The following is a 21,800-nucleotide window of genomic DNA, read 5'->3' as shown; positions in this document are numbered from 1 at the left end:
TCGCTACGCTCGCCAACCAACCCGAGCCCTCCCTTGCAGGGAGGGGAATGAGAGCAAATTGCCCGAAGACCTGCATCTCTACACCATCCCGCCGCACCGCGCCTTTGCCGATGCGCTGGCGATCGGGCTGATCCGGCGGTTCGGGAGCGATCCGCTCAAACTGGCGCGCGGGCTGGTGCTGCTGCCCAACAACCGCGCCAAAAAGGCGATCCACGATGCGTTCGTGCGCGAGAGCGCGCAGGGACTGCTGCTGCCGCGACTGGTCGCGGTGGGCGACCCCGAGCTCGACGAAGCGGTGTTCGAGGCGGCCGACGATGCCGATCCGATCCCCGCGGCGGTCGATCCGCTCCAGCGGCGGATGATCCTCGCGCGGCTGATCCAGGAGGTGGGGGCGCCGGTCGACGCGGCCGAGGCGGTGCGGCTGGCGGGCGACCTGGCCACCACGCTCGACCAGTTGCTGATCGAGGAAGTCGCACCGCGCGCGCTCCGCGAGATCGAGCTGAGCCAGGAATTGTCGGCACATTGGGAGCGCTCGCTCAAGCTGTTCGAAGTAGTGCTGACGCGATGGCCCAAGGAACTCGAACGGCTCGGCCGGATCGATCTCGCCGAACGGCGGCGGCGGCTGGTCGACAAGGTGGCGCGCAGCTGGCGGAACGCGCCACCGCAGGGATTCGTCTGCGCGGCGGGCGTCACCGCTTCGGCGCCTGCGTTCGCACGGCTGCTGCGCACCGTGGCGGGACTGCCGCAGGGGATGGTGGTGCTGCCAGGGCTGGCCACCGCGATCAGCGATGCGGAGTGGGACGCGCTCGGGCCGCATAAGGCCGATCCGGTCACCGGCCGGCGGCGGCGCAGTCTGGAGAGCCATCCGCAATTCCATTTGAAGCTGCTGCTCGACCGGATGGGCGTGCATCGCAGCGAGTTCGATCCGTGGCGCGCGGCGAGCGAGCATGACGCGCCGCCGGCACGGAGCAAGGCGATCGCCTCCGCGATGGCGCCGCCCGAGCTGACGCATGGCTGGACCGCGCTGCCGGCGGCCGAGCGGCGGCTTGACGGGGTGCGCGCGCTCGATGTCGCCGCGCCGGCCGAGGAGGCGCAGGGAATCGCACTGGCGCTGCGCGAAGTGCTTGAGACGCCCGAGCGGACCGCGGCGCTGGTGACGCCCGATCGCGCGCTGGCGCGGCGAGTGGCGGCGCATTGCGCGCGCTGGGGAATCGCAGTCGACGATTCGGCCGGCCAGCCGCTGTCGATCCTGCCGCCGGGCACCTTGCTGCTCGCGCTCGCCGATGCCGCCGCGCAGGGCTTCGCGCCGCTGCCGTTGCTGACGTTGCTCAAGCACCCGCTGGTGATGGCCGAGCGGCGCGGTGAGTGGCTCGAGGGCGTGCGGCTGCTCGATCGCGCGCTGCGTGGGCCGCGTCCGGCGCCGGGGCTGGCCGGGATCGACCGGCATCTCGCCGAGCAGGAGGGCAGGGACGGGCATCTGCGCCGCGCCGCGCTTGGCCGGTGGCCCGAGGCGCGGGCGTTGCTCGCGCCGCTGGAGGCGGTGTTCGCGGGCGGGACGCAGCCGCTGCCGGCGTTGCTCGCGGCGCTGCGCGAGACCGCGCAGGCGCTGGGCGGCGACGCGCTGTGGGCGCGTGCCGAGGGGCGCGCTGCCGCCGATCTGCTCGATGCGGCGGAGCGCGAGGCGGCCAATGGACCGCCGCGCGCCGAGCCCGAGGCGCTGGCGCCGATGCTGCGCACGCTGATGGACGAGGCAGCGGTGCGCCCGCCACAGGGCGGGCATCCGCGGCTGGCAATCCTCGGCCTGATCGAGGCGCGGCTGCAGACCGCCGATCTGATGATCCTCGGCGGATTGAACGAAGGCGTGTGGCCGGGGCTGCCCGCGCCCGATCCGTGGCTGGCGCCGCGCATTCGCGCCGAATTGGGGTTGCCGGGGTTGGAGCGGCGGATCGGGCTCTCGGCGCACGATTTGGCGGGTGCACTCGGCGCGCCGCAGGTATTGCTGACGCGGGCGCGGCGGGATGCCAGCGCGCCGACGATCGCCTCGCGCTTCTGGCTGCGGCTCGAGGCGCTGTCGGGCGGGCTGGAGCGGGCGCGCGACGTCGAGGCGTGGCTGCGCGCGATCGACGATCCGGGCTACTACGCTCCGGCCGAGCGGCCGGCGCCGCAGCCCGCGGTGGCGCTGCGGCCCAAGGCGCTGTCGGTGACCGAGGTCGACCGGCTCAAGGCCGATCCCTATGCCTTTTATGCGCGGCGGATGCTGCGGCTGATACCGCTCGATCCGGTCGACGCCGATCCGAGCGCGGCATGGCGCGGCACAGCCGTGCACGAGGTTCTGCAGAAATGGTTCGAACGCGACGAGTGCGCGCCGGAGCGACTGCGCGCGCGCGCCGAGGCGATGCTCGCCGACGAGCGGACCCATCCGATGATGCGCGCGCTCTGGGCGCCGCGGCTGATGGAGGCGATCGAGTGGATCGCCGGGCAGATCGCCGTCGATCCATCGCGCAAGGTGATCGCGGTCGAGAAGCGCGGCGTGATCCCGTTCGCGGGGGTGGAACTCAGCGGCACGTTCGACCGGGTCGACCGGATGGGCGACGGCAGCCTCGCGATCGTCGACTACAAGACCGGCAAGCCGCCGAGCCTGGCAGCGGTGCGCAACGGGTTCAGTCTGCAGTTGGGGCTGCTGGGGCTGATCGCCGAGCGCGGCGGGTTCGAGGGGATTACGGGACGGGCGAAGCATTTCGAATATTGGTCGCTGTCGCGCAATCGCGGCGGCGGGTTCGGCTATGTCGAGAGCCCGTGCGACACGCGGCGGCGCGACTATCTGCCGGCGGACGATTTCGTCGATGCGGCGGTGGCGCAGTTCGAGGGCGCGGCACGGATGTGGCTGACCGGGGACGAGCCGTTCACGGCGAAGCTGCACCCGGACTATGCGCCTTATGCCGAATATGACCAGCTGATGCGGCGCGACGAATGGTATGGTCGTGAGTGAGGTACGACCCCTCTACGCCCTCAAGGGCAACCAGCGCCGGGCGAGCGATCCGGCGCGGCATATCTGGCTGTCTGCCTCGGCGGGTACCGGCAAGACGCAGGTGCTCGCGGCGCGGGTGTGGCGGTTGCTGCTCGCGGGAGTCGATCCCGGCGCGATCCTGTGCCTGACCTTCACCAAGGCCGGCGCGGCCGAAATGTCCGAACGGATCACCAGCCGGCTGGCGCGCTGGGTGCGCGCGGGGCGCGAAGAGCTCTTCGCCGATCTCGAGGCATTGGGTGAGGAGTCGGGGCCGGAAGCGCAGGCCCGGGCGCGGACGTTGTTCGCCAAGGTGCTCGACGCGCCGGGCGGGGGGATCCGTATCCAGACGATCCACAGTTTCTGCCAGTCGCTGCTCTCGGCCTTTCCGGTCGAGGCGGGGCTGGTGCCCGGCTTCCGCCCGCTCGACCAGCGCGAGGAAGCCGTGCTCGCGCGCGAGGCGCTCGCCGAGATGCTGATCGATGCCGGACGCGAGGGGCGCGTCGGGCTGATCGACGCGGTGGGCGCGTTGAGCCTGCGACTGGGCGAGGGCAAGGCCGAGACGTTCCTCAAGCTGTGCGCGGCGAATGCCGAGGCGATGGCGGGGTTGCCGAGCGGAATCCAGCCGTTCCTGCGGGATGCGATGGCGCTTCCGCGAGGCGATATCGACGCCGAGATCGAGGCGCGTTGTGGCGATGATGCGTTCGACCTCGCGGGACTGCGCGAAGTCGCGGCGATGAACGCGGCCTGGGGGACCAAATCGGGGCTGGCGCGCGCCGAGGAAATCGCGATGTGGCTGACGCTCTCCCCGGCGAAGCGCGCGCGGCGGCTGGCGGATCTCCATTCGGTCTGGGCGACCGCCAAGGGCGAGCCGCGCTCGTTCGGCAAGGGACAGGCGCCACCGGAGCCGGGCTATGCCGATCTCGCGATGCGGCTGCACGAACGCTGCGGCGCGCTGCTTGGGATGAAAGTCCAGGCCGAGTTCGCCGATTTGCTCGCGCGCGGCCTCGCGGCGGGGCGGGCCTATGCCGATACCTATGCCCGGGCCAAGCGGCGGGTGGGCGCGGTCGACTTCAACGACCTGATCCGCAAGACCGTCGCGCTGCTCGGCGAGCCGGGCATGGGCGAATGGGTGCGCTACAAGCTCGATCAGGTGACTGAGCATGTGCTGATCGACGAGGCGCAGGACACCAATCCGCAGCAATGGGCGATCGTCAGCGCGATCGCCGACGAGTTCTTCGCCGGCGAGGGCGCACGCGGGAACGCGGTGCGGACGCTGTTCACCGTCGGCGACTACAAGCAGGCGATCTTCGGCTTTCAGGGCACCGACCCGATCTATTTTCGCGCGGCGTTCGAGCGCTTCTGGCGCGCGTCGCGGGTGCAGGCCGAATATGACGTCGATGCGGCCGAGCTGGAGTCGCTGTCGCTTACCCACAGCTTCCGCTCGACGCGACCGGTGCTCGAATTCGTCGACGCCGCGATCGGGACGCTGCCGGCGCCGGGGATGGGCGATCTGAGCGACGCCGAGCCGCACGCCAGCGAAGTGCCGGGTCCGGGGACGGTGACGCTGTGGCCGGTGACGGTCGAGGGCGGCAGCGAGGCCGAGGAGGAGGAATGGGTCGGCGACGCGACGCGCAAGCTCGCCGGCGATATCGCCAGGGCGATCAAGGCGTGGCTCGCCGAGGGGCTGCTGCTCGAGAGCAAGGGCCGGGCGCTGCGGCCCGAGGACGTGATGATCCTCGTCAAGCGCCGCGGCGAGCTCGCCTCGCTGATCGTCGCGCGGCTCTATGCCGAGGGGGTGCCGGTGGCGGGGGTCGACCGGCTGCGGCTCAACGCGCCGCTGGCGGTGCAGGATCTGCTCGCCGCGGTGCGCTTCGTGCTCCAGCCCGAGGATGATCTGTCGCTCGCCTCGCTGCTGGTCTCGCCGCTGATCGGGTGGAGCCAGGACGCATTGATGGAAGCGGCGCTGCGGCCGAAGGGCGCGTCGCTCTGGGCACAGCTGCGCGCGACCGGCGGGGCCCGGATCGCGCCGCTCGAGGCATTGCTCAACCGCGCCGATTTCACCACGCCCTATCGTTTCCTCGAGGAGATTCTGTCGGGACCGCTCGACGGGCGGCGGAAATTGCTGCTGCGGCTGGGCGAGGAAGCGCGCGATCCGATCGAGGAATTGCTCAACGCCGCGCTCAATTTCGAGAATGTCGCGACGCCGTCGCTCCAGCGCTTCCTCGACTGGTTCGATCGCGGCGACGTCGAGATCGTCCGCGATGCGGCGCAGCCGGCGGGGGCGGTGCGCGTGATGACCGCGCACGGCGCGAAGGGGCTGCAGGCACCGTTGGTGATTCTCGCCGACGCCACCGTCGATCCGACGCGCTCGCCCCGCGACTTCCTGCTCTGGGGACCCGAAGGGCATGGCGGCGCGCCCTTCCCGATCTTCCGCCCGCGCGCGGCCGAGCGGGGCGGGGCGCTGGATGCGGTGCTGTCGCTGGCCGACGCGCGCGAGCTGCAGGAGCATTGGCGGCTGTTCTACGTCGCGGCGACGCGCGCCGAGGAACGGCTGGTGGTCGCCGGGGCGTTGGGGCCGCTCGCCAAGGGCGTGCCTCCGCAAGCGAGCTGGTATGCGGCATGCGCACGCGCGTTCGATGCGCTCGGCGTGCCCGAGGGTGAACTGCGCATGTTCCGCGGCGTCTCGCCGGCGCTGCCGCTGCCGGTGAAGACCGGGTCTGGCGACGCGCTGCCCGCAGCGACCGCGCTGCCGGACTGGATCGCGCGGCCGGCGCCGGCCGAGGCGCGGCCCCCGCGACCGCTCGCGCCTTCTTCGCTCGGCGAGGATCTCGCCGCCGACCCGCCACCGACGCCGGCGATGCGGGTGGCGGCGGAGCGCGGGCGATTGCTCCACGCGCTGTTCGAGCGACTGCCGGGGCTGGCGGTGGCGGCGCGGGCGGACGCGGCCGAGCGTTGGCTGGCGGGACCCGGCGGAGTCGCCGATGCCGAAGTGCGGCGCGAGATCGCGACGGCGGCGCTGGCGGTGATCGCGGATCCGCGCCTCGCCGAATGGTTCGCCCCCGACGCGCTCGCCGAGGCGCCGATCGCGGCGGTGGTCGAGGGGCTGGTGGTATCGGGAACGGTCGACCGGCTGATCGTGACTCCCGACGCGGTGCGCGTCGTCGACTTCAAGACCGCACGGCGAGCGCCGGCGCGGCTCGACGCGATCCCACCCTATCATCTGCGCCAGATGGCCGCCTATGCCGGGGCGCTGGCAGTGATCTTCCCGGGCAGGCGAATCGAGGCGGCATTGCTCTACACCGCCGGGCCGACGCTCCATCTGTTGCCGCCCGAGCTGCTTGCGGCGCAAAAGGCGGACTTGCTCGCCGCGGAGCAAAGCTTGGCTTCGCGCGCTTGAGCCGGAACGATCGCGCACATAGATATCGATCCAAGACGCATTCAGGAGAAGTTTCCATGGCCACCCAGGCTACCACCGATGCCAGCTTCGACGCCGATGTCCTCCAGGCCGACAAGCCTGTGGTCGTGGATTTCTGGGCCGAGTGGTGCGGGCCGTGCCGGATGATCGCGCCGGCGCTCGAGGAGCTGGCCGACGAGCTCGGCGACAAGGTCAACATCGTCAAGATCGACATCGACGAGAACCCGGACGCGCCGACCAAGTACGGCGTGCGCGGCATCCCGACGATGATCCTGTTCAAGAACGGCCAGCCGGCCGCGACTCAGGTCGGCGCGATGCCCAAGAGCGGCATCAAGCAGTGGATCGAGCGCGAGCTCTGATCGCTTCGTACTGACGCGAAGATCACCCCCGTCGTCCGATCGCGGACGGCGGGGGTTTTCGTGCGGCTCAGCCCGCTGCCTTGGCGAGCCCGCGCGAGAGCTGGAGCGCGCCGTGGAGCCGCGCCGCCGGATTGGCCCAGGCGCGGTTGATCACCAACCGCATATCGGGGCGCAGCCGCGCGGTCTCGCCGAGCTTGTCGACATAGGCGAGCAGTCCGGGGACGTTGGGGAACTTGTCCTCGTGGAAGGTGACCAGCGCACCCTTGGGGCCGACGTCGATCTTGGCGATGCACGCCTTTTTGGCGTTGAGCTTGGCCTCGATCAGCTGGAGCAGATTGTCGGTCGGCTCGGGGAGCTTGCCGAAGCGATCGATCAGCTCGGCAGCGAAGGCCTCGATGCCCTGCTTGTCCTCGACTTCGTTGAGGCGGCGATAGAGCCCCATGCGCAGATCGAGATCGGGGACATAATCCTCGGGGATCATGATCGGCGCGTCGACGGTGATCTGCGGCGAAAGATCCCTGGGGCGGAGATCCTCGCGCAGCCCGCCCGCGCGTGCCTCGAGGATCGCCTCCTCGAGCATCGACTGGTAGAGTTCGTAGCCGACTTCCTTGATGTGCCCCGACTGCTCGTCGCCGAGCAGATTGCCCGCGCCGCGGATGTCGAGATCGTGGCTGGCGAGCTGGAAGCCGGCGCCCAGCGTCTCGAGATCGGAGAGGACCTTGAGGCGCTTCTCGGCCGCCTCGGTCATCAGCCGCTCGGGCGGCGTGGTGAGATAGGCGTAAGCGCGGGTCTTGGAACGCCCGACGCGGCCGCGAATCTGGTAGAGCTGGGCGAGGCCGAACTTGTCGGCGCGGTTGACGATCAACGTGTTGGCGCTGGGGATGTCGAGCCCGGATTCGATGATCGTGGTCGAGACCAGCAGATCGTAACGACGGTCGTAGAATGCCGACATCCGCTCCTCGACCTCGGTCGGCGCCATCTGGCCGTGCGCGACGACATAGCTGATCTCGGGCACGTCGTTGCGCAGGAACTCCTCGATATCGGGCAGGTCCGAGATGCGTGGGGTAACGAAATAGGCCTGGCCGCCGCGATAATGCTCGCGGAGCAGCGCCTCGCGCAGCACCACGGGATCCCAGGGCATCACGTAGGTACGCACCGCGAGGCGATCGACCGGCGGGGTCTGGATCACCGAAAGCTCGCGCAAGCCGCTCATCGCCATCTGGAGCGTGCGCGGGATCGGCGTGGCGGTGAGGGTGAGGACATGAACGTCGGCCTTCATCGCCTTGAGCCGTTCCTTGTGCGTCACGCCGAAGCGCTGCTCCTCGTCGACGATGACGAGCCCGAGCCGCTTGAAGTCGACCGTCTTGGCGAGGATCGCATGGGTGCCGACGACGATGTCGATCTTGCCTTCGGCAAGCCCTTCGCGAGTCGCCTTGGCCTCGGCGGCGGGGACGAGGCGCGACAGACGGCCGATCTCGATCGGGAAGCCCTGGAAACGCTCGACGAAATTACGGTGGTGCTGGCGCGCGAGCAGCGTGGTCGGGCAGACCACGGCGACCTGCATCCCCGCCATCGCGGCGACGAAGGCGGCGCGCAGCGCTACCTCAGTCTTGCCGAAGCCGACATCGCCGACGATGAGCCGGTCCATCGGACGACCCGCGGCGAGATCCTCGAGCACGTCGCCGATCGCGCGATCCTGATCGTCGGTCTCCTCATAGGGGAAGCGATCGACAAAGGCGGGATAGCCGCCATGATCGGGCTCGGCGACCTCGGCGGGGCGGGTCGCGCGCTTGGCGGCGGTGGCGATGAGCTCACCGGCGATCTCGCGGATCCGCTCCTTCATCCGCGACTTGCGGCGCTGCCAGGCCTCGCCGCCGAGGCGATCGAGCGTCGCGCCTTCCTCGCCGGCCCCGTAGCGGCTCAGCACCTCGAGATTCTCGACGGGTACGTAGAGCTTGTCACCGCCGGCATATTCAAGCGCGACGCAATCGTGCGGCGCCTTCTGCACCGGGATCTGGGTCAGCCCGTCATAGCGGCCGATGCCGTGCTCGATATGGACGACGAGGTCGCCCGGGGTGAGCGTGGCGAGCTCCTGGAGGAACGCGTCGGTATTCTTGCGGCGCTTCGAGCGGCGGACGAGGCGGTCGCCGAGCATGTCCTGCTCGGTGAGCACGGCGACATCGGGTGCGGTGAAGCCGTGATCGAGCGGCAGGACGACCAGCGCGATGCCCTTGTCGGCGGTGCCGAGCGCTTCCTGCCAGCTGCCGGCGTTGCGCGCGCCCTTGAGCCCATGGTCTTCGAGCAGCCCCTTGAGGCGCTCGCGCGCGCCGTTCGAATAGCTAGCGAGGACCGGCTTGCGGCCGTCCTTGCGGGTCTTGGCGAGGTGCGCGACCACCGCCTCGTAGACATTGTTGCCGGCGGCGCGCTCGGGGGCGAAATCGCGCGGGCCGTCGACCGCGAAGTCGAGCACGGTGGCACTTTCGGGCTCGTGGAACGGCGTCGAGACATGGACCGGGCCGTGATCGAGCGCCTTGGCCCATTCGTCGGGCGAGAGGTAGAGCGCGTCGGCGGCGAGCGGACGATAGATGCCCGGCGCGGTCGATTCGGCGCGGACGCGATTCGCCTGATAATCGGCGATCGCCTCGAAGCGCTGCTCGCCGGCGCCCGCGGTGGCGGTGTCGCGGACGATCACCGCTTCGTCGGGAAGGTGCGCGAACAGCGTGTCGAGTCGCTCCTCGAACAAGGGCAGCCAATGCTCCATCCCTGCGAGGCGGCGGCCGTCGCTGATCGCCTGATAGAGCGGATCACCGGTCGCGGTGGCGCCGAACCTCTCGCGATAGCGGGTGCGGAAACGCTTGATCGATTCTTCGTCGAGCAGCGCCTCGGACGCGGGGAGCAATGTGAAGCCGTCGACCCGGCCGGTGGTGCGCTGGTCCTCGGGCGAGAAGGTGCGCAGGCTCTCGATCTCGTCGCCGAAGAAGTCGAGGCGCAGCGCCTGCTCGGCGCCGCTCGGGAACAGGTCGACAAGGCCGCCGCGCACCGCGAATTCGCCGGCGTCGTTGACCGTGTCGACGCGAACATAGCCATTGGCCTGAAGCAAGGTAGTCAGCCGGTCGAGGCCGATCCGCTCGCCGGGAGCGAGCCTCGCGACGAGCTGGCGGATGCGGAACGGCGTGAGGGTGCGCTGGGTGGCGGCGTTGATCGTGGTGACGAGCAGGCGGGGCTTGTCGGACTTGCTCTGCAGCGCGTGGAGCGTCGCCAGCCGCTCGGACATGACGCGCAGGGTCGGGCTGGCGCGGTCATAGGGAAGGCAGTCCCATGCCGGATAGCTGAGGATGTCGAGCTCGGGCGCGAAAAAGGGCGTGGTCGAGGCCACCGCGCGCATTGCCGCCTCGTCGGGCGCGACGAATATTGCGGTGCCGCCGGCGCGCGCGAGATCGGCGAGCATCCACGGAAGGAAGCCGGTGGGGGCGCCGGAGAGGGTGAGCGGGCGCGTGGCGGCGAGGATGGTCTTGAGGTCGGGCATCTTCATCTGACTCCCCTCCCTGAAAGGGAGGGGCTGGGGGTGGGTGCCGACGCGCCAGCGTCGGCGTCAATGCGCGAGGATGGTTCTGGACGCTCGCTGCGCTCGCGACCCACCCCCAACCCCTCCCTTCCAGGGAGGTGTGCTAATTTGAAATCGGTACGTAGTTCAGGGTCTTGAGCGCGGTCATTATCGTGCCGTGGTAGCGTTCGGGGACCGTAGCGGTTCCCATCGCCCAGGCCATGATGTCGACGTCCTGCTCCTCGAGCAAAGTCTCGAACAGGGCGATCTCTTCGTCGTTCCAGCGCTCGGCGTGCGCGTCGAAGAAGCCGCCGATCAGCAAATCGGCTTCCTTGACGCCGCGGTGCCAGGCGCGGAAGCGCAGGCGCTTGAGGCGGTGTTCGCGATCCACGAAATCTCCAACGCAGATAAGCCGGCGGCGCTTTGGGCGCGGTCGGCTGGGGTTGGGATCCAGATAGGCGTCGAGCCAATCAAACGCCAGTGCTCCTGCGAAAGCAGGAGCCCAAGGCCGCGCGCGATGTCGCTTGTGACCCTGGGCTCCTGCTTTCGCAGGAGCACGGCATGGACTAGGTCGGGCGTAATGCGGCCGGACATTCTCAATCCATTGTTCGCGGAAGTGACCGCGCTGAAGGGCATCGGGCCGGGGCTGGCCAAGCCGCTCGAGCGGCTCGGGCTGGCGCGCGCAGTCGACGTCGCCTTTCACTTGCCCACCGGGTTCATCGACCGGGTGTCGCGCGAAGAGCTCGACGCCGCGGATGCCGGGCGGATCATCGCGATCACGCTCACCGCCGTGAACTATCGCTTCGGCGGCAGCGCCCGCGCGCCGGCGCGGGTGCAGGCGGTCGACGTCAAAGGCAATTACGTCAGCCTCGTCTTCTTCGGGGGCAATTCAGGCTGGGCGAAGAAGCTGCTGCCGTTGAACGAACCGCGCTTCGTCTCGGGCAAGCTCGAGACCTATGGGCAGGAACTCCAGATCGTTCATCCCGATCTCGTCCTTCCGCCGGAGGAGGCGCAATCAGTCGGCCGTGAGGCGGTCTATCCGTGCTCCGAGGGGATCACCTCGAAGCGGATCGCGGCGCTCGCCGCGCAGGCGATCGAGCGCGCGCCCGAGCTTCCCGAATGGATCGAGCCGAGCCTCAAGGCGCAGCATCGCTGGTTGGGGTGGAAGGAGGCGCTCGCCGGCATCCATGCCGATCCCGCCGACGCCAAGGCGCGCGAGCGGCTCGCCTATGACGAGATCTTCGCCAACCAACTCGCCCTGCTGCTCGTCCGCGGCGAGGCGCGGGCGCGGCGCGGGCGCCCGCTCGCCGGCGACGGGCGTCTGCGCGACCGGCTGAACCTGCCCTACACGCCGACCGGCGCGCAGGCGCGGACGATCCGCGAGATCGAGGGCGATATGGCGCAGAGCCAGCCGATGCTGCGGCTGCTCCAGGGCGATGTCGGCTCGGGCAAGACGCTGGTGGCGACGATGGCGCTGCTGATCGCCGCCGAGGCGGGCGCACAAGGCGCGATGCTGGCACCGACCGAGATCCTCGCGCGGCAGCATTTCGAGACGCTTACGCGCATGCTTTCAGGATTGGACGTAAGAGTCGCGATCCTCACCGGGCGCGACAAGGGCAAGGCGCGCGAGGCGACGTTGATGGGACTCGCCGACGGATCGATCGACATCCTCGTCGGCACGCATGCGATCTTCCAGGAAGGCGTGCGCTACAAGGATCTGGGCCTCGTCGTGGTCGACGAACAGCATCGCTTTGGTGTCGCCGAGCGGCTGATGCTGCAGGGCAAGGCCGAGATGCCGCCGCATCTGCTGGCGATGACCGCGACGCCGATCCCGCGCACCCTCCAGCTCGCGACGCACGGCGAGATGGACGTCAGCCGCCTCGATGAGATGCCGCCGGGGCGCGAGCCGATCGACACCAGCGTGATCTCCGAGGATCGGTTGACCGAGATCGTCGAGGCGCTGGGGCGGCATCTCGCTTCGGGCAAGCAGGCCTATTGGGTGTGTCCGCTGGTCGAGGAGAGCGAGAAGGTCGATCTCGCCGCGGCCGAGGCGCGCGCCGCCGAGCTGCAGGCGCGGTTCGGCGACAAGATCGGGCTGGTGCATGGCCGGATGAAGGGACCCGAGAAGGACGCGGTGATGGCGCGTTTCGCCAGCGGCGAGACCGGTGTCCTCGTCGCGACGACGGTGATCGAGGTTGGCGTCGACGTGCCCAATGCGACTCTGATCGTGATCGAGCATGCCGATCGATTCGGACTGGCCCAGCTCCACCAGCTGCGCGGACGTGTCGGGCGTGGCGGGGGTAAATCGCATTGCGTGCTGCTGCGCGGCGCCGGGCTGAGCGAGACCTCGCGGGCGCGGCTGGCGCTGATGCGCGACACCAATGACGGGTTCCTGATCGCCGAGCGCGACCTCGAGCTGCGCGGCGGCGGCGAGTTGCTCGGCACGCGCCAGTCGGGCGAGCAGCAATTCCGGCTGGCGACTCCGGAGAGCATGCAGGCACTGATCGTCGCGGCCAATGCCGATGCGCGGCTGCTGGTCGATCAGGATCGCGGGCTCAAGACGCCGCGCGGGGAGGCGGCGCGGGTGGCGCTGTACCTGTTCGAGCGCGATGCGGCGGTGAGTTTGCTACGCGCGGGCTAGCGCCGGAGGGTCGGAGGCTACTTGCTCTTCAGCAGCTGCGCGATGAGCTCGTAATAGGCGGCGAGGTCGATCGCCCGATCGAACTGGCAGCCGAGCCGGCCGCCGAGCGACCAGCGGACCTCGGCGGCGACGGTGCCGGCCACCGGCAGCACGAGGCGCAGGCGATCGCCGGTCTGGAAGGGAGTGTCGCAGCGCGCCATCAGCCCGTGCGGCGAGATGTTGACCACGAGGAAGCTCAGCTGGCGCGCGTCGGGGCCGAAGGCGCGCGCGCGATAATGCACGTCGTCGCGCATCTCCTGCCGGTCGTCGGCGATTGCCAGATTGCCGATGCTCAAACCCACACGCGCCTCGCTCGAACCTTGAGGTACGAATGATCGGATAATTGACGCGCGTGAATTCCGTTCAAACGAAGCTGCTTAACACATGGTTTCGGCGCGCGGGTGCTTCCTCCCCTTCGCGGGGGAGGAGTATCAGGCGGGGACGAGCAGCCCGTGCTTCTTTTTGCCGAAGCTGATCTTGACCTGACCGGTTACCGGCACATTCGCCGCGGGGTCGCTCACCGGCTGATCGTCGACGCGGATAGCCCCCTCGGCGATCTTGCGGCGGGCCTCGCCTCTCGAGGGGCACAGGCCGAGCGCGATCAGCGCATCGACGATGTCGATGCTGCCGCCTTCGACCGGATGGCTCGGCAACGAGCCGCCCGCTGCACCTTCCTCGAAGGTGCGGCGCGCGGTCTCCGCCGCTTCCTCGGCGGCGGCAACACCGCGGCACATCGCGGTCGCTTCGTTGGCGAGGATCTTCTTGGCCTCGTTGATACCGGCGCCCTCGAGCGATTCGAGCCGGGCGATCTCGTCGAGCGGCAGATCGGTGAACAGGCGGAGGAAGCGGCCGACGTCGCGATCGTCGGTGTTCCGCCAGAACTGCCAGTAATCATAATGCGAGAGCTGCTCGGGATTGAGCCACACCGCGCCCGACATGGTCTTGCCCATCTTGCCGCCATCGGCGGTGGTGATCAGCGGCGTGGTGACGCCATAGACCTCGGCACCGTCGGCGCGGCGCGACAGCTCGATGCCGTTGACGATGTTCCCCCATTGGTCAGACCCGCCCATCTGCAGCCGGACGCCGGCGCGGCGGTTGAGCTCGAGGAAATCATAGGCCTGGAGGATCATGTAGTTGAACTCGAGGAACGACAGCGACTGCTCGCGATCGAGCCGCAGCTTGACCGAGTCGAAGCTGAGCATGCGATTGACCGAGAAATGCTGGCCGTAATCGCGCAGGAACGGAAGATATTCGAGCGCATCGAGCCACTCGGCATTGTCGACCATCACCGCGTCGGTGGGGCCATCGCCGAACGTAAGGAAGTTCTCGAACACCGTCTTGATCGAGGCTATGTTGCTCGCGATCGTCTCGACCGTCATCAGCTTGCGGGCTTCGTCCTTGAAGCTGGGATCGCCGACCTTGCCGGTGCCGCCGCCCATGAGGACGATGGGCTTGTGGCCCGCCTGCTGGAGCCGGCGGAGCAGCATGATCTGAACGAGGCTGCCGACATGGAGCGACGGCGCCGTCGGATCGAAGCCGATATAGCCGGGAACGATCTGGCGCGCGGCAAGACCATCCAGCCCCTCGGGGTCGGTGACCTGGTGGATATAGCCGCGCGAAGAGAGCAGGCGGAGGAGATCGGACTGGTATTCGGTCATGATGCCGCGCCGCCTAGCATGGAGGAAGTGCCTTGGGGAGAGGATTGGGCAATGGGACGCTGACGCCGCATCCCGATTTCGCGCCGGCCTCGGTGGACGGCATCGGGGTGATGCTGGCGTGCGGCGGCGACGGGCGATGGCTGATCGAATATCGCGTGCACGGCGGTGACGCGCTGGTCGCGCCGGCGCTCGCGCCTCCGCAGCGCACCGACGAACTATGGAAACGCACCTGTTTCGAGCTGTTCGTGAAGCCCGCCGAAAGCGATGGCTATTATGAGTTCAACTTCTCGCCCTCGGGGCAATGGGCCGCCTATCGCTTCACCGGCTATCGCGACGGCATGGCCGATCTGCCGCTGGTGACGCCGGCGATCGAATGGTGGGGCGGCGAGATGCGCGCGGCGGTGGACCTGTCCGGTCTGCCTGACGGCGACTGGTGCGTCGGGGTGACCGCAGTAATCGAGGAGGAAGGCGGCAAGCGCTCCTTCTGGTCGCTCGCGCACCCGCCGGGGCAGCCGGATTTCCACCACGAGGCGGGGTTCGCTTGGGAGGTTCCGGCCGCGGCGCGCGAGTGACGAGTCAGGCGCGGACGGCGGCGGTGGCCGCCGAGAGGACGATCGCGTCCTCGACAAAGCCTGTCGACGCCTGGCTGTGGTCGCGCATCGAGCGCATCCGCGCCGAGAAGGTGACGTAAGAAGCGATCGCCGCGGTCGCGCCCGCCGCTGCGGCGGCGGCGAAGCGGTGGCGGCGCGGAGCGAGCGCCATTCCGGCGAAGGCGGCATTGAGGCTGCGGATCACCACTGCCGGCGGGATGATCCGGTCGGGTGCGCTCTTCTGCTTGTCGCCGACCAGCTCATAGACCGCGAGCGCCGTGGTGCCGAGCGAGACCAGCGGGTGTGCGAGGAAGCGCGGCGCGCCATTGTCGGCGGGCAGTTCGCCTTTGCGCGCGGCATTGGCGACCATGGCGAGCGGAGTCATCGAGCGCGCCCCGGCGACTATTCCCATGAGAATCGATCGGATCACGCCCTGCTCCCTGTGTCGACGGTGTCGGCTCAACCAATGGATGGCGGCTTCGGGTCCGCGATACTAAGCAGAAGCATGCCCCTGCGCGTGCCGCTTGTCCGCCACCCCGATTCCGCTTCGTCGATCGAGAGCATCGAAGTCGAGCTCGTGCGCACCCGCCAGCGCACGCTGACGCTGCGTTTCCTGGCGCATGGGCCGATGCGAACCTTGAAGCTGTCGCGCTGGCGGGGCGGAAAGGGCGAGCGCCGCGACGAGCTGTGGCGCACGACCTGCTTCGAGATGTTCCTTCGCGCGCAAGGCGAGCCCGAATATTATGCGCTCGCGTTCGCGCCGTCGAAGGACTGGAGCGCTTATCGGTTTACCAACTATCGCGAAGGCATGGCGCCGGCGCGCGTCGCAGTGTCCGATACTTGGTGGGAGCAAATGTACCCTCCTGAGCACGGCGTGTCGCACAGCTGGACGGAACATCAGGACTATGGTCGCACCCATGGCTGGCAGAGCGCCCATGTCGATCTCGGCCAGGCGCTGGACCTGCCGATCGACCGGCCTTGGCAACTGGGCTTCTCGGCGGTGATCGAGGAGCGCAACGGCCGCAAGTCGTGGTGGGCGCTGGCGCATCCGCCTGGCGCGCCCGATTTCCACCACGAGGCTTGCTTCGCGCTCGAACTCCCGGCAGCGAGGCCAGCATGAACTTCGGTATCGACCGGCTGCTCGCCGACCCTGAATTGCGCAAACCCATTGAAGGCAAGCGCGTCGCGTTGCTTGCGCATCCCGCCTCGGTGACCGCAGACCTGACTCATTCGCTCGACGCACTCGTCGCGGCGGGGCTCAATGTCTCCGCAGTGTTCGGCCCGCAGCACGGCGTGCGTGGCGACTTGCAGGACAACATGATGGAGTCGCCGGACTATACTGACCCGACTTACGGCATGCCGGTGTTCAGCCTTTACGGTGAAGTGCGGCGTCCGACGGGACAATCGATGAGCACGTTCGACGTGCTGCTGGTCGATCTGCAAGACGTTGGCTGCCGGATCTACACCTTCGTCACCACCCTGCTCTACGTGCTCGAGGCGGCCGCGGCGCACGGCAAGAGCGTCTGGGTGCTCGATCGGCCCAATCCAGCGGGACGGCCGATCGAGGGGCTGACGCTGCTGCCGGGTTGGGAGAGCTTCGTCGGCGCCGGGCCGATGCCGATGCGGCACGGCATGACGCTGGGCGAGATGGGGCATTGGTTCATCGAGCAGTTCGGGCTCGACCTCGATTATCGCGTGATCGCGATGGAAGGCTGGGCGCCCGAGACCGGGCCGGGCTTCGGCTGGCCCTCCGAGCGACCATGGATCAACCCGAGCCCCAATGCCGCCAACGTCAACATGGCGCGCGCCTATGCCGGGACGGTGATGCTCGAAGGCACGACCCTGTCCGAAGGGCGGGGGACGACGCGGCCGCTCGAGCTGTTCGGCGCGCCCGATATCGACGCCCGGGCGGTGATCGCCGAGATGCGGCGGATCGCGCCGCAATGGCTCGCGGGCTGCACGCTGCGCGACATCTGGTTCCAGCCGACCTTCCACAAGCATGTCGGCCAGCTCTGCGCGGGCGTGTTCATCCACGCCGAGGGCGGCGCTTATGATGATGAAGCATTCCGGCCATGGCGCCTGCAGGCGCTGGGCTTCAAGGCGATCCGCGCGCTCTACCCGGACTATGACCTATGGCGCGATTTCCCCTATGAATATGTCTTCGACAAGCTCGCGATCGACGTGATCAACGGTGGCCCAGGACTGCGCGAATGGGTCGACGATGCGGGAGCCGAAGCAGGCGATCTCGATGCGATCACGCTGCCCGACGAGGCGGCCTGGACGGAGGCGCGGGCGCCGCATCTGCTCTACTGAACCACGGCCCGGCGGCGCATTAGGCACTTGCCGTCGAGCCGGAGGCTGTGTCACCCACCCGCGATGCGCGGGGTTTCGAACCTGAATATGGCAAGTGGGGAAGGCGGGGCGGAGTCGGGCCGACCGGCGACGATCGACGATGTCGCCGCGCTGGCGGGCGTGGCGCGCGCCTCGGTCTCGCGCGCGCTCAACGATCAGGCCAATGTCAGCGCGAAGATGCGCGAACGGGTGCTGCGCGCGGCCGAGGCGCTCAATTACCGCGCCAATCCGCAGGCGCGCAGCCTCGCCAGTCGGGCGAGCAAGGCGCTGGCGCTGATCAATTGCCCGGCGCTCGATGCCGAACCCAATTCCTATTATTTCGCCGCGCTCGAGCTCGGCGCGCTGCGCGCCGCGGCGATCGCCGGGTTCGAACTCTCGACGCTCAATGTCGACGCCAATGATCCGCGCCGCGGCGAAAAGGTGATCGAGCTGTTCGAGTCGGGGCGGACCGCAGGGGTGATCCTGCCGCCGCCGCTGTCGGACGACGCCGCGCTGGCCGCGACTCTCGTCGAGCGCGGCTATCCGGCGGTTTGCATCTCGCCGAGCGACGCGGTCCGCGCGCTGCTGCCCGGCGCCGGCTTCGACGAGCAAGCCGCGGGCAAGCAGATCGCCGAGCGCGTGCTGGCGAAGGGGCATAGTCGGCTCGGCTATCTGCTCGGCATCGAGGGGCATTTCTCCGCCGAGAAGCGCTTCGCCGGCTTTCTCGAGGCGCTCGCCGAGGCGGGGCTCGACCCGGACGCGGTGACGGTGCTGCGCGGGGATTTCAGCTTCCGCTCGGGAGTGGAGTTGGGCCAGGCGATGCTCGACGGCGCCGAGCGTCCGACGGCGCTGATCTGCGCCAATGACGACATGGCGGTGGGTGCGCTGTTCGCGGCGCATCGGCGGCATCTCGTCATCCCCGACGACATCTCGATCGTTGGCTTCGACGATGCCCCGATCTCCGGACGTATCTGGCCGCCGCTGACCACGGTGCATCAGCCGATCCGACGCATCGCCGCGTCGGCGCTCGATCAACTCGTCGAGATCGTGCTCCGCGGCCAGCCGCCGCGGCCGCGATTCGAGACGATCGGCTATCATCTCGTCGAACGCGAGTCGCTGGCGCCGCCGCGCGATTGATAGTCGAGGGAACGATCCGGAGGTGGCCGGATTGTCACGCTATTCGCACAACCTGCGATGTGTCGGGACTTTGTCGTTGACACCGTTGACGGAAGCGCCGTAGCAAATTGGAAGCGCTTCCAGTCGATCGACTGGCGGCGCCATAACGATCGCAAAGGTCGAAATCAGGCCCGGACAGAGGCCAATGGGGAGAGTGATGATGGGGCAATACGGTCGCGCGGATCGCCAGGGCCGCTTTCGCATGCAGTTCGCACTGACCGCTTCGGCGCTCGCGCTTGCCGCCGCGCTGCCTGGTGTGGCGCAGGCGCAGGAGGCTGCGGCGCAGGACGATCAATCGACGCCTGCGGACAGCGAGGAGGTGGTCGTCACCGGGTTGCGCGCCGGCCTGCAGAACTCGATCAACACCAAGAAGAACGAGACCTCGATCGTCGAGGCAATCTCGGCCGAGGATATCGGCAAGCTCCCCGACGTTTCGATTGCCGAATCGATCGCGCGTCTGCCGGGTCTCGCCGCGCAGCGCGTCAACGGCCGCGCACAGGTCATCTCGATCCGCGGCCTTGCCCCCGATTTCACCACGACCCTGCTCAACGGTCGTCCGCAGGCGAGCTCGGGCGACAATCGCGCGGTCGAGTTCGACCAATATCCGTCCGAGCTGTTGTCGAGCGTGGTCATCTACAAGACCCCCGACGCGGCGATCTCGGGCATGGGGCTTTCCGGCACCGCCGACCTGCGCACGGTGCGTCCGCTCGCCTTCGGCAAGCGTGCGATCGCGCTCAACATCCGCGGGGAAAAGACCGAGGGTTCGAGGCTCAACGACGACGTCCGCAACTGGGGCGGACGCGCGAGCGTGAGCTATATCGACCAGTTCGCCAACGATACGCTGGGCATCGCGCTCGGCTATGCGCATCTCGATAGTCCATCGCAGAACAGGCATTTCAAGGCCTATGGCTATGAATCGTTCGGCGGGGTGAGCCCGACGACGGTGCAGCCGGCCTCGGCGGCCGATGCGCTGCTGCTCAACGGTCAGGAAGTCTTCGCCACCTCACGCCTCAACCGGCGCGACGCGGTGATCGGCATTCTGGAATGGCAGCCGAGCCCGATGGTTCATTCGACGCTCGACCTCTATTATTCGAAGTTTCACCAGGAAGAGACCACGCGTGGCGCGCAATGGTTCTCGAACGGTTGGGCCGATGGGGCGACCTTCACCAACGTCACGACCGAGGACCGCGGCGGCACGTTGATCGCGACCAGCGGCGTGCTCAACCGCGGCGTGCCGATCATCCGCAACGACTTCAACAAGCGCGACGACGAGATCTTCTCGGCCGGCTGGAACAACGAGTTCCAGATGGACGACCGCACGCGCTTCATCGCCGATCTTTCCTATTCGAAGAACAAGCGCAAGGAGCAGATCCTCGAGACCTATGCCGGCTATGGCCGCGGCACCGGCGGCGTCACGCCGGCCACGCCTGATGTCGGACGGAGCTTCGACACGATCGCGTTCGAAGTGCCCGACGACGGCTTTCCGACCTATTCGGAAGGGCTGAACTATGCCGACGCGGCGCAGGTCTCGCTCGGCGACCGCGCGGCATGGGGCGGCTGGGGGCATGACGGCGCGATCCGCTTCCCCGATGTCGAGGAGAGCATCTACGCGATCGACCTCAAGCTCGATCACAGCTTCGACGGGCTGCTGAGCAAGCTCACCGGTGGCATCAACTTCACGCATCGCGAGAAGAGCAAGCGCGTCGACGATTTCGATCTGTTCCTCAAGAACGGGCGCCAGCAGGTGCTGGTCGATCAGGCCGACCTCGTCGCGCCGACCTCGCTCGGCTTTACCGGCTTCGGCAATGTGCTCAGCGTCGATCTCGAACAGGCGCTGGACAAATATTGGAACCGCGCGCCGATCCTCGACGCCAATTATTTCGACAAGAACTGGGACATCGAGGAGGAACTGCTCACCGGTTTCATCCGCGCCGATTTCAAGGCGGGGCCGGTGCGCGGCAATCTCGGCGTCCAGGTCGTCGAGCAACGCCAGAGCTCGACCGGCGTGGTGATCAACGGGCTCGAGCCCGGCCAGCCGATCGTGCCGGTGCTGCGTACCGACGGCGAGAGTTACACCGACGTGCTGCCCAGCCTGAACGTGATCTGGGAGCTCGGCGGTGGCCATCGCCTGCGCTTCGCCGCTTCGAAGACGATGGCGCGGCCGCGCATGGACGAAATGCGCGCCAACGTGACCCCGGGGTTCAACTCGCTGGTGTGTAGTGGCCAGCCCTGCGTGCCGGGGCAGGTGGTCAATCCGTGGTCGGCGTCGGGCGGCAATCCCAATCTCAAGCCGTGGCGCGCCGACGCGGTCGACGTGGCCTATGAATGGTACGTCAATCCGACCACCTATTTCTCGATCGCCGGCTTCTACAAGAAGCTGCACAGCTACATCTATCAGCGCACCGACACGTTCGACTTCTCGGGGATCCCGCTGCCGACCACCGCGTCTGCAATCCCCGCCGGGGTGGTAATCAGCCCGATCGGGCAGATCACGTTGCCGGCGAACGGAACCGGCGGGACGATCAAGGGCGTCGAATTCAGCGGCGCATTCGATTTCGGTACCATCATCAGCCCGCTCAAGGGGCTCGGCGTGATCGGCAGCCTGTCGCTCACCGAATCCGATCTCAATCCGGCGGATAATGGCCAGGAAGTCCGCATCCCCGGACTGTCCGGGAGGATCTACAACATCACCGGCTATTACGAGAATGGCGGCTTCCAGGCGCGCGCGAGCTATCGCTACCGCTCGGCGTTCAAGGGCGAGGTGGTGCAGCTGTTCGCGACGCGCGGCTATACCGAAATCCTCGCCGACCGGCAGGTCGACGCGCAGATCGGCTACACCTTCGAGAACGGTCCGCTCAACGGCTTCGGCGTGCTCTTCCAGGTCAACAATCTGACCGACTCGCCCTATCGAACGCGGCTCGGGCTCGACACCGGCGGCACCCACACCGCCGATGGCAGCTCGCTGCTCGAGACCTATGAGAAATATGGCCGGCAGTTCCTGCTCGGGTTCAACTACCGCTTCTAGGTTCCGGAGCCCCTC

General features: G+C 68.3%; 14 protein-coding genes. 9 read left to right on the top strand and 5 right to left on the bottom strand.

What is annotated here, in order from left to right; translation table 11 throughout:
* The first annotated feature begins 58 nt into the window (after nucleotides 1-58).
* Genes addB through trxA form a run of 3 tightly spaced genes read left to right on the top strand, consistent with a single transcriptional unit; the run spans nucleotide 59 to nucleotide 6,781 of the window.
* Nucleotides 59-2,989: a double-strand break repair protein AddB gene (gene addB, locus E5A74_RS06825; RefSeq protein WP_135983502.1), complete on the top strand. Its 2,931-nt coding sequence runs from the start codon at nucleotides 59-61 to the stop codon at nucleotides 2,987-2,989.
* Nucleotides 2,976-6,404: a double-strand break repair helicase AddA gene (gene addA, locus E5A74_RS06820; RefSeq protein ID WP_135983501.1), complete on the top strand. Its 3,429-nt coding sequence runs from the start codon at nucleotides 2,976-2,978 to the stop codon at nucleotides 6,402-6,404. Before addB ends, addA begins: the two co-directional genes overlap by 14 nt.
* A 56-nt stretch (nucleotides 6,405-6,460) precedes the next feature.
* Nucleotides 6,461-6,781 carry a thioredoxin gene (trxA, locus tag E5A74_RS06815; RefSeq protein WP_135983500.1) on the top strand — a complete coding sequence of 107 codons (321 nt, stop codon included), beginning with the start codon at nucleotides 6,461-6,463 and terminating at the stop codon, nucleotides 6,779-6,781.
* Nucleotides 6,782-6,848: 67 nt separating this feature from the next.
* Here trxA and mfd read toward each other — a convergent pair whose 3' ends face one another.
* Together mfd and E5A74_RS06805 are read right to left on the bottom strand one after the other, a co-directional pair.
* Nucleotides 6,849-10,307, bottom strand: coding sequence for a transcription-repair coupling factor (gene mfd, locus E5A74_RS06810; RefSeq protein WP_135983749.1), 3,459 nt, complete (start codon nucleotides 10,305-10,307; stop codon nucleotides 6,849-6,851).
* Between the two features lie 142 nt (nucleotides 10,308-10,449).
* The gene (locus tag E5A74_RS06805) at nucleotides 10,450-10,716 is read right to left on the bottom strand and encodes an FAD assembly factor SdhE (protein WP_135983499.1); all 267 of its coding nucleotides are present in this window, start codon (nucleotides 10,714-10,716) and stop codon (nucleotides 10,450-10,452) included.
* Nucleotides 10,717-10,905: 189 nt separating this feature from the next.
* On the opposite strand from E5A74_RS06805, the gene recG reads away from it, so the two are divergent.
* Complete coding sequence (gene recG / locus E5A74_RS06800) at nucleotides 10,906-12,966, top strand: ATP-dependent DNA helicase RecG (protein ID WP_135983498.1); 2,061 nt, start codon at nucleotides 10,906-10,908, stop codon at nucleotides 12,964-12,966.
* 17 nt (nucleotides 12,967-12,983) lie between these two features.
* Here the strand turns inward: recG and E5A74_RS06795 are convergent, their stop codons facing one another.
* Complete coding sequence (locus E5A74_RS06795) at nucleotides 12,984-13,307, bottom strand: PilZ domain-containing protein (protein WP_240699705.1); 324 nt, start codon at nucleotides 13,305-13,307, stop codon at nucleotides 12,984-12,986.
* A gap of 129 nt (nucleotides 13,308-13,436) precedes the next feature.
* On the bottom strand, nucleotides 13,437-14,663 hold the full coding sequence (gene tyrS, locus E5A74_RS06790) for a tyrosine--tRNA ligase (protein WP_135983497.1): 1,227 nt from the start codon (nucleotides 14,661-14,663) through the stop codon (nucleotides 13,437-13,439).
* A gap of 32 nt (nucleotides 14,664-14,695) precedes the next feature.
* Between tyrS and E5A74_RS06785 the strand changes: the two genes are divergently transcribed.
* Nucleotides 14,696-15,235 carry a DOMON-like domain-containing protein gene (locus E5A74_RS06785; protein ID WP_135983496.1) on the top strand — a complete coding sequence of 180 codons (540 nt, stop codon included), beginning with the start codon at nucleotides 14,696-14,698 and terminating at the stop codon, nucleotides 15,233-15,235.
* Between the two features lie 4 nt (nucleotides 15,236-15,239).
* Here E5A74_RS06785 and E5A74_RS06780 read toward each other — a convergent pair whose 3' ends face one another.
* Nucleotides 15,240-15,683, bottom strand: a complete 444-nt coding sequence (locus E5A74_RS06780; RefSeq protein WP_240699704.1) for a DUF4126 domain-containing protein — start codon at nucleotides 15,681-15,683, stop codon at nucleotides 15,240-15,242.
* A gap of 75 nt (nucleotides 15,684-15,758) precedes the next feature.
* Here E5A74_RS06780 and E5A74_RS06775 point away from each other — a divergent pair, with 75 nt between their 5' ends.
* From E5A74_RS06775 to E5A74_RS06760, 4 genes are all read left to right on the top strand, one after another.
* Nucleotides 15,759-16,373, top strand: coding sequence for a DOMON-like domain-containing protein (locus E5A74_RS06775; protein ID WP_135983495.1), 615 nt, complete (start codon nucleotides 15,759-15,761; stop codon nucleotides 16,371-16,373).
* Nucleotides 16,370-17,566, top strand: a complete 1,197-nt coding sequence (locus E5A74_RS06770) for an exo-beta-N-acetylmuramidase NamZ family protein (RefSeq protein ID WP_135983494.1) — start codon at nucleotides 16,370-16,372, stop codon at nucleotides 17,564-17,566. The genes E5A74_RS06775 and E5A74_RS06770 overlap by 4 nt, the downstream gene beginning before the upstream one ends.
* A gap of 87 nt (nucleotides 17,567-17,653) precedes the next feature.
* Nucleotides 17,654-18,721, top strand: a complete 1,068-nt coding sequence (locus tag E5A74_RS06765) for a LacI family DNA-binding transcriptional regulator (RefSeq protein WP_135983493.1) — start codon at nucleotides 17,654-17,656, stop codon at nucleotides 18,719-18,721.
* 241 nt (nucleotides 18,722-18,962) lie between these two features.
* Complete coding sequence (locus E5A74_RS06760; RefSeq protein ID WP_206365787.1) at nucleotides 18,963-21,785, top strand: TonB-dependent receptor; 2,823 nt, start codon at nucleotides 18,963-18,965, stop codon at nucleotides 21,783-21,785.
* The last annotated feature ends 15 nt before the right edge of the window (nucleotides 21,786-21,800 follow it).

It is taken from the genome of Sphingomonas naasensis, assembly GCF_004792695.1.
Taxonomy (GTDB): domain Bacteria; phylum Pseudomonadota; class Alphaproteobacteria; order Sphingomonadales; family Sphingomonadaceae; genus Sphingomonas; species Sphingomonas naasensis.
Note: the sequence above shows the minus strand (reverse complement) of the source record. Positions and strands in the feature narration are given on the sequence as shown.